The sequence below is a fragment of the Carboxylicivirga agarovorans genome (assembly GCF_050589845.1).
Lineage (GTDB): Bacteria > Bacteroidota > Bacteroidia > Bacteroidales > Marinilabiliaceae > Carboxylicivirga > Carboxylicivirga agarovorans.
The window spans coordinates 1-16,256 of the sequence record NZ_JBNGPA010000058.1 but is presented as its reverse complement, the minus strand read 5'-3'; the positions used below and the strand labels follow the sequence as shown (position 1 = coordinate 16,256).

Genomic DNA, 16,256 nt, shown 5'->3' with positions numbered 1-16,256 from the left:
CTCCTTAATCTTTGATTCGGCACTTTGCTTCTTCTGTTTCATTATTGAACTTTTATTGGTTGATAAATTAAGAATTCATCTCTTAACTTTTATACCAATCTGTCCAAATTAAGCTGAAGACCTACACCCTTAAATGCTCAGCTGCGCTCCTGTCCCAAAATAAACAACCCTCTCATGAAAAGCATTACTAAACTGCTCAAAGGCTAAATCGCCCGTACAGTGATCAATGGCCCATTTTTTAACATCAAAGCCCTTTACAGCCTCAATGATTGAGTCAACATCATTGACCTGCTGCCCGTTTAAATGCAGCCCTCCTGCAACACAATCAAACGACGAATGGTCATACCTTTCTTCAGCAGCATGCAGAATGTTGACTATGCCTGTATGAGCACAACCCGCCAATACAAGGTTTTTATTACTTTCACTGGCTATTAAAACCAGCTCGTCATCAAAAGTATCGGGTTTAAAAGCCTGATCATCTTCTACCACCAGGCGATCGTTTACTATTTCATATCCGGTACGGGCTTTTATTGAACCCATAAGTTGTAAACCCGGTTCGACCAGCAAATCGTCATCAAGCAGGGTAATACGATCACTATACTGACCGAGCTGATTGCGCCAGGGAATCCCATTTTCTTTTACCATGGCCGATGATCGGGAAAAACGCTTCTTAAAAGCTTCCCTGTGGATAAACACCTGCGCCTTGCTATTCATCTTTAAGAAAGCAGGCAAACCTCCCGCATGATCATAGTGACCATGGCTTATCACCGCATAATCGACCCTGCTGAGATCTATATTCAATACTTTGGCGTTGTGAATAAACTTATCTGACTGGCCTGTATCAAACAGAATTACACGATTCTCTGTTTCCAGTAAAAATGATAAGCCATGCTCACACTTCAGTTGCTTAACATCTTGCTTATTGTCTATCAGTGCAGTTAGTTTCATTCGCATTAATTTAATACACGAAGTTACAATTGTTAGCCAATGTTTTGAAATTTTCGCTCAACTGACAAATGATAGTCATAGCTATACACCACATTACCTGTAAGTAACAAGGCAATAAAAGCTACGGAAAGCTTCGTAAAATTAAGGACCTTCTAGCTGTTCCTTGCACGATAAGATTGCCTTTCATGCAAAGGCCTTCTGCCATTAAACGACCAGCCTATTGAAGAAGTATTGTATCTTTACACATACAAATTTCATTGATGAGTAACAAGCCTCTTTTTATCGATATTATATTACCTGTGCCTTTGCCCAGGTTATTCACCTATTCGGTGCCTGACGATCTTGTACACCTTGCCGTGATTGGTAAACGTGCTGCAGTACCTTTTGGAAAGAAAAAGGTGTACTCGGGCATTATTTATAAACTGCATCATGATCAGCCCGAAGAATACGAAACAAAAGACATCATTTCAATTCTGGATGATGAAGCGGTTGTTAATGCTTATCAATTGAAATTCTGGAACTGGCTGGCCGACTATTACCAATGTACATTAGGAGAAGTATATAAGGCGGCTCTTCCTTCAGGCTTGAAAATGGAAAGCGAAACGCGCATTATTTATAATGCAGATTTTGAAGCAGAATCGCCTTTATCAGACAAGGAAAATAGAGTACTTGATATCATTGCCGGCAAAAAAGTATGTTCCATTAACGACATTAACCAGTTAAGCGGTTTAAAAAACAGCCTCCCCGTTGTGAAGCGCCTGTTGGAGTACAATGCTGTTTTTGTCAACGAGCATTTAAAGGAAAGCTATAAGGCCAAAACCCAAAAGGTCATAACCCTCCATCCTGACTGTCAGTCGGAGGAAGCCCTTCAACTGGTATTTGACAAATTATCGAGGGCACCAAAACAGCAAGAGCTTTTAATGACTCTGCTTTCATTGGTTGGTGGACTTACGGGTGCAATAACCAATCAACAGATCAGTAAAACTGAACTGCTTAAAAAAGCCAATGCGAGCCCGGCAGCCATCAAGGAACTGTGTAAAAAGAATATTCTGCTGGAGCAGGAACAAGCGATAGACCGTCTTGACCTCGATGAGAAAGAGGTGCAGACAGCCAACGCTCTCAGCGAGGTGCAACAAACGGCTTACAATGAAATAAAAACAGGCTTTCAAACCCATGAGGTAACCTTACTCCACGGTGTTACCTCAGGCGGAAAGACAGAGATTTATATTCATCTGATCGAAGAACAGCTGCAACAAGGCAAGCAGGTATTGTACCTCCTGCCCGAAATTGCCTTGACTACTCAAATTACTTCGCGCCTGCAGAAGCATTTTGGCAACAAAATGGGTATTTACCACAGTAAGTTCGCCGATGCTGAACGCGTTGAAGTATGGAATAATCTTTTACAGAAACGCAATTACCAGCTGATTGTAGGCGTTCGATCGTCCATATTTTTGCCATTCAACAACCTTGGCCTGATCATCATTGATGAAGAGCACGAGAATACATACAAGCAATTTGATCCGGCCCCGCGTTACCATGCGCGTGACGCCGCTATTGTACTGGGCAATTTCTTTGGTGCCAAAACATTATTGGGTACAGCCACCCCGTCCATTGAATCATACTTTAATGTGCAACAGGGTAAATACGCTCTTGTTGAATTAACCCAGCGCTTTGAGGGCATTAAAATGCCCGAGATAATAGCCGTTGATGTCCGTGAGGCAAAACGAAAAAAGCAGATGAACTCGCATTTTTCACCCTTGCTCCTGGAAAAGATCGACGAAGCATTACTGAAAGGCGAACAGGTTATTCTGTTTCAAAACCGCCGTGGTTTTAGCCCGTATATTGAGTGTGGTCAATGTGCCTATGTGGCTAAATGTGTTAACTGCGATGTTTCCATGACTTACCATAAGCACCTGAACCAGCTGGTATGCCACTATTGCAACCATACGATGCAATTACCAACGGTTTGCCCTGCCTGCCACAGTCCTGCCATCGAAACAAGGGGTTTTGGCACTGAAAAAATCGAGGAGGAAATGAGTCTGCTTTATCCTGACCACGAGGTGGCGCGTATGGACTTGGATACAACGCGCAGTAAAGCCGGTTATGATAAGATCATCAGGAAATTCGAGAATGGAGAAGTGCATATCCTCATAGGCACACAAATGATATCCAAAGGTCTTGACTTTGATAATGTGAGCGTGGTTGGTATACTAAACGCCGACAATATGCTTAACTATCCCGATTTCAGAGCTTTCGAAAGAAGCTACCAGCTTATGACACAAGTTAGCGGCAGGGCGGGCCGAAAGAACAAGCAAGGTCTGGTCATATTGCAAACATCCAATAAGAAACATCCGGTTATTATGGATGTGATCAACCATAACTTCAGCAACCACTACAACGGGCAGCTTGAAGAGCGTCAATTGTTTAAATATCCTCCCTATTATCGCCTGATCAACATTACCATTAAACACAAAAACCAGGGTGTTACCAATAAAGCATCACACCTGCTGGCAGAGCAACTGCGTGTTATTTTTGGTAATCGCGTATTAGGCCCCCAGGCTCCTGTTATTAATCGTATCCAGAACCTTTTTATCAAGAAGATTCTCATTAAAATGGAGAAGAAAGCATCTCCTGCCAAGGTGAAGCACCTGATGCGGGAAGCGATCGTTAGCTTACAGGCACAGCAAGAATTTCGCTATGTGACATTCCAGGTTGATGTAGATCCGTTTTAGGAAAAGCACAGAGGCTATTTTTTTACGCGGTCAGGGTTTTGGCTCATAAACTGCTTCCAGCTCTTGGCGCCACCCGAAATATTGACACGCTGATTTTGCAGGAAATGACAATAGGCTGCAGCCAAACCATCGGTAGCATCGAGGTACTTAGGCAATTCAGCGATCTTTAAAAGGTTCTGAAGCAGCATAGCAACCTGCTCCTTTGATGCTCTTCCGTTACCGGTAATGGCCTGCTTGATACGCAAGGGTGCGTATTCGAAGATAGGCAGCGAACGTGATAATGCAGCGGCCATGGCCACCCCCTGTGCCCGTCCGAGCTTAAGCATTGATTGCACATTCTTTCCATAGAATGGAGCTTCGATAGCCAACTCATCAGGATGGTAGGAATCAACCAATTGAACCACCCGCTCAAATATCTTTTGCAGTTTCAGGTAATGATCGCCGTATTTATGCAGCTCCAGCACACCCATGGTAACCATATCCGCCTTATTGCCAACACAGCGAATAATTCCATAACCCATAACAGTTGTTCCGGGGTCAATACCTAATATGATGCGTTCTTTAGCCAAACTTGACCTCGTTAAGAATTGAACTAAAAGTCAGGCATTTGTCACCAAAGGTTCCTTTGGCATTATTGATCAGAATAGCATTGTATTTATTAATGGTATCCAGATCGGCGGGATTAGTTACCTGCATCTGGCATGAATAGTTTGTATTACCTTCTTCAACCACCGCCATCACTTCGTATAACTCAACCCGAATGCTCTTCACCAGATCCTTCATTGTGGGAATGTAGTTGCGGTCCATCCACTGTTTCCAGTCCTCAACAATGGCGTCATCAATCATAAAAGTGGTGTTGAAAATATACATGTTAATAAGTTTTGAAGGTAATAAAACGAGCAGAAGGCAGAAGTTATGGTTGACCACTCCTGCCTTCTGCCTTATAATTGCAGCCTATTTTATAATATCGAATCCAGTATATGGAACCAATACTTCAGGCACTTTAATGCCTTCAGGCGTTTGATTGTTTTCTAGGATAGCAGCGACAATACGTGGTAAAGCCAGTGCACTTCCATTTAAAGTATGTGCAAGCTGTGCCTTTTTCTCTCCCTCTTCTTTGTAACGAAGTTTCAGACGGTTAGCCTGGTAGCTCTCAAAGTTTGAAACAGAACTCACCTCAAGCCAACGCTCCTGAGCTGCAGAATATACTTCAAAATCGTAAGTCAATGCAGATGTAAAACTCAGATCACCACCGCATAAACGCAGCATACGCCATGGTAACTCCAGTTTTTCAACCAGTGTTTGAACATGGGCAACCATCTTATCAAGTATATCATACGAGTGATCAGGATGAGCGACCTGCACGATTTCAACCTTATCGAACTGGTGTAATCTGTTCAAGCCTCTTACATGAGCTCCCCATGAACCTGCCTCACGACGGAAACAAGCTGAGTAAGCACAGTGCTTTACTGGCATTTCTGATGCCTGTAAAATAACATCACGGAAGATGTTTGTTACCGGCACTTCGGCAGTAGGAATCAAATAAAGGTTATCAGCCGTTACATGGTACATCTGACCTTCTTTATCAGGCAACTGACCTGTACCGAAACCAGAATCTTCATTAACTACCAAAGGAGGAATCACTTCGCTGTAGCCAGCTTTTTCAGCTTCATCAAGGAAAAAGTTGATCAAGGCACGTTGTAAGCGGGCACCCTTACCTTTATAAACCGGGAATCCGGCTCCTGTTATTTTAGTACCTAATTCAAAATCGATCAGGTCATATTTCTTGATCAGGTCCCAGTGAGGTTCTTTCACCTCTAATTGTGGCATGTTACCTCCACTGGTCACTTCAACGTTATCTTCTTCTCCTTTTCCGGGAGGTACAATTTCGTTAGGAATGTTTGGTAATGAAACCAGCTGCTCATTCAATTGAGCTGTAATTTCATCCAGGTTTGCATTCAGCTCCTTGATATTCTCTTTTAATTCACCTGTGCGAGCTTTAGCCTTATTCGCTTCTTCTGCTTTACCCGATTTAAAAAGTTGACCAATCTCTTTGGACAGCGCATTCATTTCTTGTTGAAAAGATTCCGCCTCAACCTGAGTCGCTTTTCTTTTATTATCTAATTCGATGATTGCATTTACAACCTCTGTAGCGTCGAAGTTCTTGATTTTAAGACGCTCAACGACTAAATCTTTGTTATCCTGTATAAATTTTAACGTCAACATACCCTTATATCATTTTCGAGTAAAAAAAATCTCCTGAAATTATTACGAAAGTAATAAAAACAGGAGATTTAATAATGCTTTCAGTAATCTTATTATTCAGCAGTAAAAGGTACTACTGATACATAAGATTTGTTGTCCTTTTTCTTGCGGAAAGCAACAGTACCATTAATTAGAGCGAACAAAGTATGGTCTTTACCCATACCAACGTTCTCACCTGGATGGTGCTGTGTTCCTCGTTGTCTTACAAGGATGTTTCCAGCTTTGGCAGCCTGACCGCCATAAATTTTTACGCCAAGTCGTTTACTTTCCGACTCTCTACCGTTCTTCGAACTACCGACGCCTTTCTTATGTGCCATCTTATTCTAATTTTTTGAGTTTTTAACCTACGATTTCTTCAATTTGAATTTGAGTGAAGCACTGACGATGTCCGTTCTTCTTCTTGTAACCTTTTCTTCTTTTCTTTTTGAAAACGATTACTTTATCACCTTTAACGTGTGATAGAACTTTCGCAGTTACTTTTGCACCTTCTACAACAGGAGCGCCAATCTTAACGTCACCCTCATTGTCTGTTAGAAGTACTTTTTCAAACTCAACTGTAGCACCTTCCTCGGCACTCAATCGATGCACAAAGATTTTTCTTTCTTTCTCAACTTTAAATTGCTGTCCAGCAATGTCAACAATTGCGTACATGTCACCAATTATTTATGGTTTTATCCAGGAGGTGGACTTACTTTTAAAGCCACTTTTTCTACCCCACAAGATTCTAATGGAGTGCAAAAGTATATAAAATTACTTTTCAACACAAATAAAAAAACGTTCTCTTTGCTGAAAATAAGTTTTTTAGTTCAATTTCAGCTGTGAAATTTAAATAGAACTCCGGTTATTAAAAAGCCTTTATCTAAAAATGTTAAAAACTAATTACTATATTTGTTTCAATGCAATAAACAACACTAATCCTCTCTATTTTTGATATATATTAAACTATCAAATTGTAAGAGACAAAGATCTAATAAGCGTTATGAGCAGAAAAAAAATCAAGTTAAACATTCTTGGTTTATCATATAGCCAAACACAATCTGGTGCCTACGCCCTTGTGTTGGCCGAAGAAGATGGAGAAAGGCGAATACCAATTATCATAGGAGGCGTAGAAGCACAATCAATCGCCATAAAGCTTGAGGGGTTAGAACCACCACGTCCTTTAACACACGATTTGTTTCTTAATTTTTCAAAGTCATTTAATATTGATATTCAAGAAGTAGTTGTATATAAACTCGAAGAAGGGATCTTTTATTCTGAGCTTGTTTGCCAAAGAGATAACGAAAAGCTTCACATTGATTCACGCACTTCAGACGCGGTTGCGTTGGCCTTACGCTTTGGTTGTCCTATTTATACCTACGACGATATTATTGAAAAGGCAGGCATAGTGCTTGATTTTGATAAAAAAGAAGAGGGACACTCTATTTCACCAATTGAAAAAACAGAATCGAAAAAAGAGAGCAGCACACAATATCAGTCCAAATCGCTGGATGATTTAAAGAAGCTATTGGACGAAGCCATAATGGCGGAGGATTATGAAAAGGCCTCAAAAATCAGGGATGAAATAAACCGCAGAGAAGAGAAATAACTCGCGCTTCGTTCCAGTCTAACATTTATTTAAATTCCTAAACCTCATGAAGAAATTTCTTCTGGCATTCATTTGCCTAATATTATCGACCGCTTTATTTGCCCAAAATCCCAATTTAGTTGTAGAAGTAGACACAGCCGCTTCATTTAATTTCATGGGTATTATCCGTGGCTTATTTGGAATGGCAGTATTAATTGGTATTGCCTGGTTGTTTAGTTTAAATCGCAAAGGCATTTCCTGGAAAGTAGTTGGAATAGGTCTTGGCATCCAGCTTATATTGGCCGTTTCGGTTCTTTATATCCCTTTTGTACAAAGCATATTTGAGTTCTTAGGTAAGCTTTTCACACTGGTACTTGATTTTACTAAAGTTGGAAGTGAATTTCTATTGGGCGACCTGTTAGATTCATCAACGTTTGGCTACATCTTCGCCTTTCAAATATTACCCACCATCATTTTCTTTTCTGCTTTGACAAGTGTGCTATTCTACCTGGGCGTTATTCAAAAGGTAGTGTGGGCACTGGCCTGGGCACTTACTAAGGCATTGAATCTTTCAGGAGCAGAAAGCTTATCAGTAGCAGGAAATATTTTTCTTGGACAAACTGAAGCTCCCCTAATGATCAAAGCCTACCTGCCTAAGATGAATGCGTCAGAAATGTTTTTAGTAATGGTAGGAGGAATGGCCACCGTTGCCGGTGGTGTATTAGCCGCCTATATTGGCTTTTTAGGTGGTGACGATCCCGTTCAACGCCTGATGTTTGCCAAGCACCTGCTTACTGCGTCAGTAATGGCTGCACCTGGTGCCATTGTTATTTCTAAAGTATTGGTTCCTCAAACAGAAGAGATTAAGTCAGAGATCAAGATATCGATGGATAAGATTGGAAGTAACATCTTAGATGCCATGAGTAACGGAACAACCGAGGGCTTAAAACTAGCTGCTAATGTAGGTGCAATGTTACTGGTATTCTTCGCTTTTATTGCCCTTGTCAATTATGGATTTGATAAAGTAGGTGAATGGACAAGTCTTAATGCTTCCATTGCCCAGTGGACCAATGGTCAGTACGAACATTTTAATCTTGAATTTATTCTCGGCTACTGCCTGGCTCCTCTCATGTGGTTAATAGGTGTTCCGTCGCAAGACATTGCCCTGGTAGGTCAGTTGTTGGGTGAGAAAATCATTGCCAGTGAGTTTGTTGGTTACACCAGCCTGGCAGAGTTTAAATCATCGGGTGCATTAATGCATAGCAAGTCAGTAATCATGGCTACATATATGCTTTGCGGATTTGCCAACTTCGCCTCTATAGGTATTCAGATTGGTGGCATTGGCGGCCTGGCACCTAACAAGCGTGAATTCCTTTCCAAATTTGGATTCAGAGCTTTACTGGCCGGTACTTTAGCCTCGCTGATGTCAGCCACTATTGTTGGTATGATGATGGGATAAACCATTACGATATACACCATAAAGAAAAGGCCCGGAATTACAATTCCGGGCCTTTCTCTTTATGTCATGTCAATGATTAAATGCCACGGGCATCAACCTTAACAGGCTTTTGCATAATCAGGCTTAAACCATCTGATGTTTTACAAACCGCGATAATGTTTAAAGTCTTATTTACCGAACTTCCGCTCGCCAATTTAATACGGATTTCTCCTTTTTTAGACGATAGCTTCTTAGCTGGTGATAAATTTTTATGGTAGAATTTACCTTCAATAAGCTGCCCTTCGTAAAACTCAACCGACTTTATGCTTTTTGTACCTTCACCCTGTAAGGATAATCCTATTATATAGGTGCTTGATGTACGAATATTATCGGTTTTGGTGATTTTAATAGACGGATCGGGACGCTGCTTACCAAGGTTGGTATAGCGCTTTAGTCCTACACCTGGTAAACCGTTTTTATATTCATACTCGGCCGTAATACGCCCTTCTCTGTCGTAGCGCTTACAGATACCATTCAGGCGCCCGTCAACATACGGTTGTTCTTTATAAACCTTACCTGTCGAATGATAAGTGAGTCGTGTTCCGTCCTTTTTATTGTCTTTATAAGGAATTGTTTCTAAAAGCTTCCCTGACTTTGAGAATCGTTTCGAAACTCCGTGACGGATGGCAGATTTACTTCCTTCTTTAAACTTCATTGATATCTCCCATTCAACAGGTGAATACGGGTCATCATTAAAGTGACGTTTTTTAATAAAGGTTCCATCTGCATTTTTGGAGTTGGTTTTCACCACTTCCTTCTGTGGTCCGAAAAACTGACAACTGCTCAATGCAATTACCAGTACGGCCACCAGTAAATGTAATCGTTTCATAAAATAAAAAATAAGGGGGTAGTTTAACTTAAGGATTAAAAAAAGGCTGTCAAAAATGTTTGACAGCCCCCATTATAAGTATTTTGTTACTATAAAAGAGCATCTAATTTAGACGCCAAAATAGTTTTTGGAACGGCTCCAACTTGTTTGTCAACTACTTCACCATTCTTAAAAAATAAAATAGTTGGGATGTTACGAATACCAAACTTCACTGAAGTGCCCGGATTACTATCAACATCCATTTTTGTGATTACGGCTTTCTCACCGTACTCTTCTGCCAATTCTTTAACAATAGGAGTAACCATACGACATGGCCCACACCACTCAGCCCAGAAATCAACCAATACTGGCTTATCTGAATTTAATACTAACTCTTCAAAATTGGCATCAGTAACTTCGATCAACATAGCAAATCTGTTTTACTTTATTATTATAAAAATTTTAACTTCCTAACTTAAAAGTGATTGCCCAAAGTTAAATAATTTTACTTGGGCGTGTTCAAAAATACACATTTTTTAATATATAGATATAAGAATAATAACTGATTCTCATCAAGCTCTTAGGCAATACTCATTTCCAGGTCCTGATGTTCGTCTATATATTTAATCAAATCATCGTTTAAATCAACGCGCATAGTTCTTGACAAGAACTGTACCGCATTCTTTGTTTCCGGGTCCTGCACCATAAATTTCAGAGTTACATTTCCTTCATTGGACTGTAAAATATTAGCCAATTCAGTAATTAACTCTTGTGATATAGCGTTTAAAGGCACCTTCAAAGTTATGGTATTAACCAGAGTATCACGCAATTCACTTAAAAACTTGATGTTATTTATCTTGAACTCCAGTTCATCCTGATTATAGCGTCTTGGTTGTACCCTGCCCTTCACCATTATAAAATAACCTATCTCCAGATATGGCAGATATTCGGTGAAGTCGTTGCCAAAAAATGCAAATTCAAACGAACCTGTGTAATCCTCCATTGTCATAATGGCATATGGGTTCCCTTTTTTTGTCGTTCCGCGTCGCACATTAACCACGCTTCCTGCCAGGGTAATATCCCTGCCTCTCATTGCTTCCAGATCATCCAGCTGTTTCAAACGGTGATGAATAAAATGATTCATCTCAAGTTTGTACTGATCCAGCGGATGAGCTGACAAATATATACCAATGTATTCCTTTTCGTGATTCAGTTTCTCGATGATGGAGTATTCCGCACAATCAGGCATGTCAGGTGTTTTGATGGCAATGTCACCTCCCATAGCACCAAACAGCGAGTTCTGAGACGAGGCTTTATCGGCCTGATAACGGTTTCCATAGCGAATCAGGTGTTCTATAAAGTTCATATCATCATTCTCGTGCTTACCAAAGAACTGTGCCCTGTGATATTGTCCCATGGTGTCAAAAGCACCTGAGAAAGCCAATGCTTCAATGTTCTTTTTATTAACTGTTGTCAATGGCAAACGCTCCACGAAATCATAAACCGATTTGTAAGGCCCTCCTTTCTCCCGTTCCTGGATAATGGCCTCTACAGCACCTTCACCAACACCTTTAATACCTGCCATACCAAAACGAATCGCCCCATCTTTGTTTACCGTAAACTTCCGGTATGATTCATTGACATCAGGCCCCAGTACATCCATCCCCATGTTTTTACACTCTTCCATGAAGTTGGTGATCTTGGTAATATCGCTTAGGTTACGACTTAGTACACCGGCCATAAATTCAGCCGGATAGTGAGCTTTCAGGTAACCCGTCTGATATGCAATATAAGCGTAACACACCGAGTGCGACTTGTTAAAGGCATAACTGGCAAAGGCTTCCCAGTCTTTCCATATCTTTTCTATCAGATCCTCAGGTTTTGTGATTGATGTCTTACCATCTTTACAAGCGCCTACAAACTCCTCACTGTCTAAACAACCTTTGATAAACTTCTCCTTCAGCTTATCCATCATGGCCATGATCTTCTTACCCATTGCTTTACGCAGGGAGTCTGAGTCTCCACGGGTAAAGCCACCCAGGGCACGGGACTGAAGCATCACCTGCTCCTGGTAAACCGTAATACCATAGGTATCTTTCAGGTAAGGCTCCATCATCGGATGATCGTATTCAATCTCTTCACGGCCGTGTTTACGGGCGATAAATGAAGGGATATATTCCATCGGTCCGGGACGGTACAAGGCGTTCATCGCTACCAGGTCTTCAAATCGGTTTGGCTTAAGAGCCTTGAGGTGCTTCTTCATACCCGGCGACTCAAACTGGAATATGGCCGTTGTTTCACCACGGCTAAACAGCTGAAAAGTCTCTTCATCTTCGAGGTCGACATTGTTGATATCAACGTCAATATTTTTTGAAAGCTTTACGTTATCAAGCACCTCTTTAATAATGGACAAGGTCTTCAAACCCAGGAAGTCCATTTTTAGCAAGCCTATATCTTCTACAAAACGTCCGTCATATTGAGTGGTTAGCAATTCCTCTCCTTTGGTTGGCATTACCGGCACGTGTTCGTCAAGCGGATTTTTACCAATCAGTACACCACAGGCATGGACACCCGTTTGTCGCACCGAACCTTCCAAAGCCTCTGCAAATTTGATGGTTTTGGCAATAAGCGGGTTCGAAGACTCTTTTTCTTCAAGCAATGCAGGCTCTTCCTTATAGGCCTTTTTAAAACTCATCTTGGGTGCTTCAGGCACCATTTTAGCTAAACGGTTGGCTTCAGCCAGTTCCAGACGTAACACACGCGCCACATCCTTGATTGAACTCTTGGTTGCCATTGTACCAAAGGTACAGATATGTGCTACCTTTTCCTGTCCATACTTGTGTGTCACATAATCCAATACTTCTTGTCGGCCATCATCATCAAAATCGATGTCGACATCGGGCATTGATATACGATCAGGATTCAGAAAACGCTCAAATAGCAAATCATATTTAATCGGATCCACGTCGGTAATTCCAACGCAATAGGCCACGGCAGCTCCTGCTGCCGAACCGCGGCCTGGTCCTACCAGTACACCATTATCTTTGGCCCAGTTAATAAAATCCTGAACAATAAGGAAGTAACCGGGGAAACCCATCGTCTTAATCGTTTCCAGCTCAAATTCGAGACGCTCACGTTTATCATCCGTTAACTCATCGCCCGGATATCTTTTTTTAGCACCTTCAAAAGTCAGGAAATCTAAATAATCGGCCTCCAGCTTAATGGGCAATACCTTATCATATCCACCCAGCTTTTCATAGCGTTCTTCACCAAATTCTTCGATCAGTTTAGCTTCATCGAACTTTTCACGATAGCCATCCATCGTACCAAAATCTTCTGGAATATCAAAGGGTGGCATAATGGGGTTGGAATCCAGTTTAAAGGCCTCCACCTTTTCAGCTATTTCAGCGGTATTAGCCAAAGCTTCCGGCACGTCGGCAAAGAGTTCGTTCATCTCTTCAGTAGTCTTGAACCACTCCTGCTTTGTATAGCGCATGCGTGTCGGATCATCGTAATCGCGACCTGTACTCAAACACACCAATACATCGTGGGCTTCAGCATCTTCAGGATTCATAAAATGTGAATCATTTGTAGCAATAACCTTAACCCCCAATTCGGCAGCTAAATGACGTATCACCTTATTAACTCTCACCTGGTTTTCATAAACATCGGCTCGCAGGCGTGGATCATTATTCCGGTGACGCATGATCTCCAGGTAGTAATCCTCGCCAAAAACATCCTTATACCAGAGGATTGTTTCCTTTGCTTTATCAATATTACCAGCCATAATATGTTGCGACACTTCACCTCCTAAACAGGCGCTGCTTACAATAACCCCTTCGTTATATTTTTCAAGTAAATCCTTGTCAATACGAGGTTTGTAATACATACCATCGGTATGTGCTATTGAAGTCATTTTCATCAGGTTTTGATAACCTGTATAGTTTTTGGCAAGCAATATGATATGGTGTCCTCCCGAATCTGTCTTATCATCCTTACGCAAATGACCTCGCTTGGCCACATAGGCTTCAACCCCAATGATTGGTTTGATGTCAGCCTTACCACAAGCGACATGAAACTCCTTAGCTCCAAACATGCTGCCATGATCGGTAAGTGCCACTGCCACCATTCCATCTTCTTTAGCTTTAGCGGCTATATCGGCTGTCTTTGCAGCACCGTCGAGGATAGAATACTGTGAATGCACATGCAAATGTACAAAGGGCTGTGGATCGATATTCTTCTTAGCCTCCTCCCATTTTCGTTCTTCTTCTTCAATTGATACCTCATCAAATGCAGAACTGACTTTGAACGATTCATACTCAACGCCCGCCAGTTGAATGGTAGTCGGGTTATTATTTTTAAAGGCCTGAATCTGACCGCCAGTCATTTTGTGCAAATCAGGACTTAAGCCATCAACACGTATCAACTCAAGGAAACAACGCGAAGTCGCTTCCACATCGGCAGCCGCGTTATGTGCTTCGGCGAATGGAACACCAAACAATTTCAGGTGAAGCTCGGTCAGTGTTGGATTCTTTAACTGTCCCTTGCGTTTCAAATCACAAAACTCCTTACTGCCCGTCATTGTATCAATAACAGGAGCAGATGTGAGGTCAGTCTCATCCATTTCGCTGCGAAGCAATTCACAACCAACAATATTTATATCGAAGGATACATTATGACCGATGATAAACTTTGATCGTTTAACATCTTGCATAAAATCAAGCAGGGCTTCTTTAAGCGGGATACCTTTCTCCTGAGCTATTTCAGTAGAAATACCGTGCACTGATACCACATCCTCAGGCACGACAAAACCATCAGGAGTGATCACATGGTTCTTGGCAAACAGGAAATTACCCTCCACATCATGACACTGCCAAGCCAATTGAACCATTCTTGGCCAATTATCAAAGTCAGTTAATGGTGCTTTCCACTTCTTGGGTAATCCGGTTGTTTCGGTATCAAATATTAAAAACATCTCAGAATCAGTATTATAAAATTTCTTGCCTTAGAGTTACGGCGGAGTGCGAATATAGGGATTTAAATGCTGAATGCCGAGGTTAAAAACAATAACCCGCAATATGCCTTAGAAAATCGAATACACATTAAAATAACTTCAAAATAAGTCACTTCGTTGTTTCACCTCTACTCACGAACATGTGGCTATACCTCATTTCGATAAAACCTTATTTTATGGCACTTTCAATGTTCATGACAACATGATAATACATACTTTTAAGAAGTGTTTTTTTCATTTGATACGTCATGCACATGCTTTGTTATAAACCACTTAAATTAATATAAAGCACTAATATATTGTTGGATAAAAATTAAAGCTCTATCTTTGCAGCCGCAAAACGAGTTTTTGCAATTGTTTAATATTAAAACGTAATACTATGCCTGTAAAAATCAGACTGGCACGTCACGGACGTAAAAGGTATGCCTACTACCACATCGTAGTAGCCGATAGCAGATCACCACGCGATGGTAAGTTCATTGAAAGAATTGGTTCTTACAACCCGAACACAAATCCTGCTACTATTAATTTGAACTTTGACAAAGCCCTTACATGGCTAGACAAAGGTGCTCAGCCAACTGACACTGCCCGTGCGATTCTTTCGTACAAAGGTGTTATGATGAAGAAGCACTTATTGGAAGGTGTTAAAAAAGGTGCTTTTGATGAGGCAGAAGCTGAAAAGCGTTTCAACGCTTGGTTAACTGAAAAAGAAGGTAAGATTCAAGCTAAGAAAGATCAATTAGCAGGTGCTAAAGCTGACGCTTCTAAAGAGCGTTTAGAGCAGGAAGCTAAGATCAATGCTGAAAGAGCAGAAGCTCTTGCTGCTAAGAAAGCTGAATTGGCTGCTGAAGCTGAGGCTGCTGCCAAAGCTGCTGCTGCTGAAGCTGCAGGTGAGGAAGCTGAAGAAGAAGCTACTGAAGGAACAGAAGAAGCTCCTGAAGCTCCGGCTGCTGAGTAATTCAGTCCGATCTTTTTCAAAAGATACAAAGAGGCTGTCCGTTTTGGACAGCCTCTTTTTTTATGCATACTCCACAACCCGCAGAGACCCCATTGTAAGGGATCACAACCAAAATCTGGGTCTAGGCATAAATTTTACACAAACGATAGAGAAAGAACTTCACAGCTGTCACGCCTATAAACTGCCTTCTGTTTTTTTATTTTAGGTTTGGGGTGATTAACTGAAATTTTAGTTTCTCCGTTGATGAAAAATTTAATAGTATTATAGCTGTATGTCAGGCTGAATTGAAAATCGACGCAGTCAAAGCCTGATACATCAGAACTTGGTGCAACGCCTTTTAGGGTTCGAAAAGAAGTTTTATAAACGTATAGATCTATGCATCATGTAAATCAGCTCTCCTCCTTACAAAAAGGAGGAGTCCGGTGAGGTACGAACCGGGAGGTGGTTTTAGAAACTTTTGTAACAATTT

The 16,256-nt window shown here is 41.2% G+C and carries 13 protein-coding genes; 4 read left to right on the top strand and 9 right to left on the bottom strand.

All coding sequences use genetic code 11. The features are described 5' to 3' along the window. Nucleotides 1-129: 129 nt before the first annotated feature. A complete protein-coding gene (locus ACRD69_RS24700; RefSeq protein ID WP_430817809.1) occupies nucleotides 130-948 on the bottom strand; it encodes an MBL fold metallo-hydrolase in 819 nt (272 codons plus the stop codon). Between the two features lie 260 nt (nucleotides 949-1,208). Between ACRD69_RS24700 and priA the strand changes: the two genes are divergently transcribed. After that, a complete protein-coding gene (gene priA, locus ACRD69_RS24695) occupies nucleotides 1,209-3,680 on the top strand; it encodes a replication restart helicase PriA (protein WP_430817808.1) in 2,472 nt (823 codons plus the stop codon). Nucleotides 3,681-3,694: 14 nt separating this feature from the next. On the opposite strand, the gene ruvC is transcribed toward priA, so the two are convergent. The 5 genes from ruvC to rplU form a co-directional block, all read right to left on the bottom strand. Next, complete coding sequence (gene ruvC, locus ACRD69_RS24690) at nucleotides 3,695-4,249, bottom strand: crossover junction endodeoxyribonuclease RuvC (RefSeq protein WP_430817807.1); 555 nt, start codon at nucleotides 4,247-4,249, stop codon at nucleotides 3,695-3,697. Beyond that, nucleotides 4,242-4,550, bottom strand: a complete 309-nt coding sequence (locus ACRD69_RS24685) for a DUF4286 family protein (protein ID WP_430817806.1) — start codon at nucleotides 4,548-4,550, stop codon at nucleotides 4,242-4,244. Before ACRD69_RS24685 ends, ruvC begins: the two co-directional genes overlap by 8 nt. A gap of 84 nt (nucleotides 4,551-4,634) precedes the next feature. Further along, on the bottom strand, nucleotides 4,635-5,906 hold the full coding sequence (gene serS, locus ACRD69_RS24680; protein WP_430817805.1) for a serine--tRNA ligase: 1,272 nt from the start codon (nucleotides 5,904-5,906) through the stop codon (nucleotides 4,635-4,637). 92 nt (nucleotides 5,907-5,998) lie between these two features. Further along, nucleotides 5,999-6,262: a 50S ribosomal protein L27 gene (gene rpmA, locus ACRD69_RS24675; protein WP_262325553.1), complete on the bottom strand. Its 264-nt coding sequence runs from the start codon at nucleotides 6,260-6,262 to the stop codon at nucleotides 5,999-6,001. Nucleotides 6,263-6,284: 22 nt separating this feature from the next. Further along, a complete protein-coding gene (gene rplU, locus ACRD69_RS24670) occupies nucleotides 6,285-6,596 on the bottom strand; it encodes a 50S ribosomal protein L21 (protein ID WP_430817804.1) in 312 nt (103 codons plus the stop codon). Between the two features lie 328 nt (nucleotides 6,597-6,924). On the opposite strand from rplU, the gene ACRD69_RS24665 reads away from it, so the two are divergent. Together ACRD69_RS24665 and ACRD69_RS24660 are read left to right on the top strand one after the other, a co-directional pair. Then, a complete protein-coding gene (locus ACRD69_RS24665) occupies nucleotides 6,925-7,530 on the top strand; it encodes a bifunctional nuclease family protein (RefSeq protein ID WP_430817803.1) in 606 nt (201 codons plus the stop codon). Between the two features lie 46 nt (nucleotides 7,531-7,576). Beyond that, on the top strand, nucleotides 7,577-8,968 hold the full coding sequence (locus ACRD69_RS24660; RefSeq protein WP_430817802.1) for a NupC/NupG family nucleoside CNT transporter: 1,392 nt from the start codon (nucleotides 7,577-7,579) through the stop codon (nucleotides 8,966-8,968). Nucleotides 8,969-9,044: 76 nt separating this feature from the next. On the opposite strand, the gene ACRD69_RS24655 is transcribed toward ACRD69_RS24660, so the two are convergent. The 3 genes from ACRD69_RS24655 to dnaE all read right to left on the bottom strand — a co-directional run bounded on the left by ACRD69_RS24655 (nucleotide 9,045) and on the right by dnaE (nucleotide 14,790). Then, entirely contained in the window at nucleotides 9,045-9,836 is a 792-nt protein-coding gene (locus ACRD69_RS24655) for a toxin-antitoxin system YwqK family antitoxin (protein ID WP_430817801.1), read from the bottom strand. An 89-nt stretch (nucleotides 9,837-9,925) separates the two neighbouring features. Further along, nucleotides 9,926-10,243, bottom strand: a complete 318-nt coding sequence (gene trxA, locus ACRD69_RS24650) for a thioredoxin (RefSeq protein WP_212188652.1) — start codon at nucleotides 10,241-10,243, stop codon at nucleotides 9,926-9,928. 152 nt (nucleotides 10,244-10,395) lie between these two features. Continuing rightward, nucleotides 10,396-14,790 carry a DNA polymerase III subunit alpha gene (gene dnaE, locus ACRD69_RS24645; RefSeq protein WP_430817800.1) on the bottom strand — a complete coding sequence of 1,465 codons (4,395 nt, stop codon included), beginning with the start codon at nucleotides 14,788-14,790 and terminating at the stop codon, nucleotides 10,396-10,398. A gap of 418 nt (nucleotides 14,791-15,208) precedes the next feature. On the opposite strand from dnaE, the gene ACRD69_RS24640 reads away from it, so the two are divergent. Beyond that, entirely contained in the window at nucleotides 15,209-15,787 is a 579-nt protein-coding gene (locus ACRD69_RS24640) for a 30S ribosomal protein S16 (protein ID WP_430817799.1), read from the top strand. The last annotated feature ends 469 nt before the right edge of the window (nucleotides 15,788-16,256 follow it).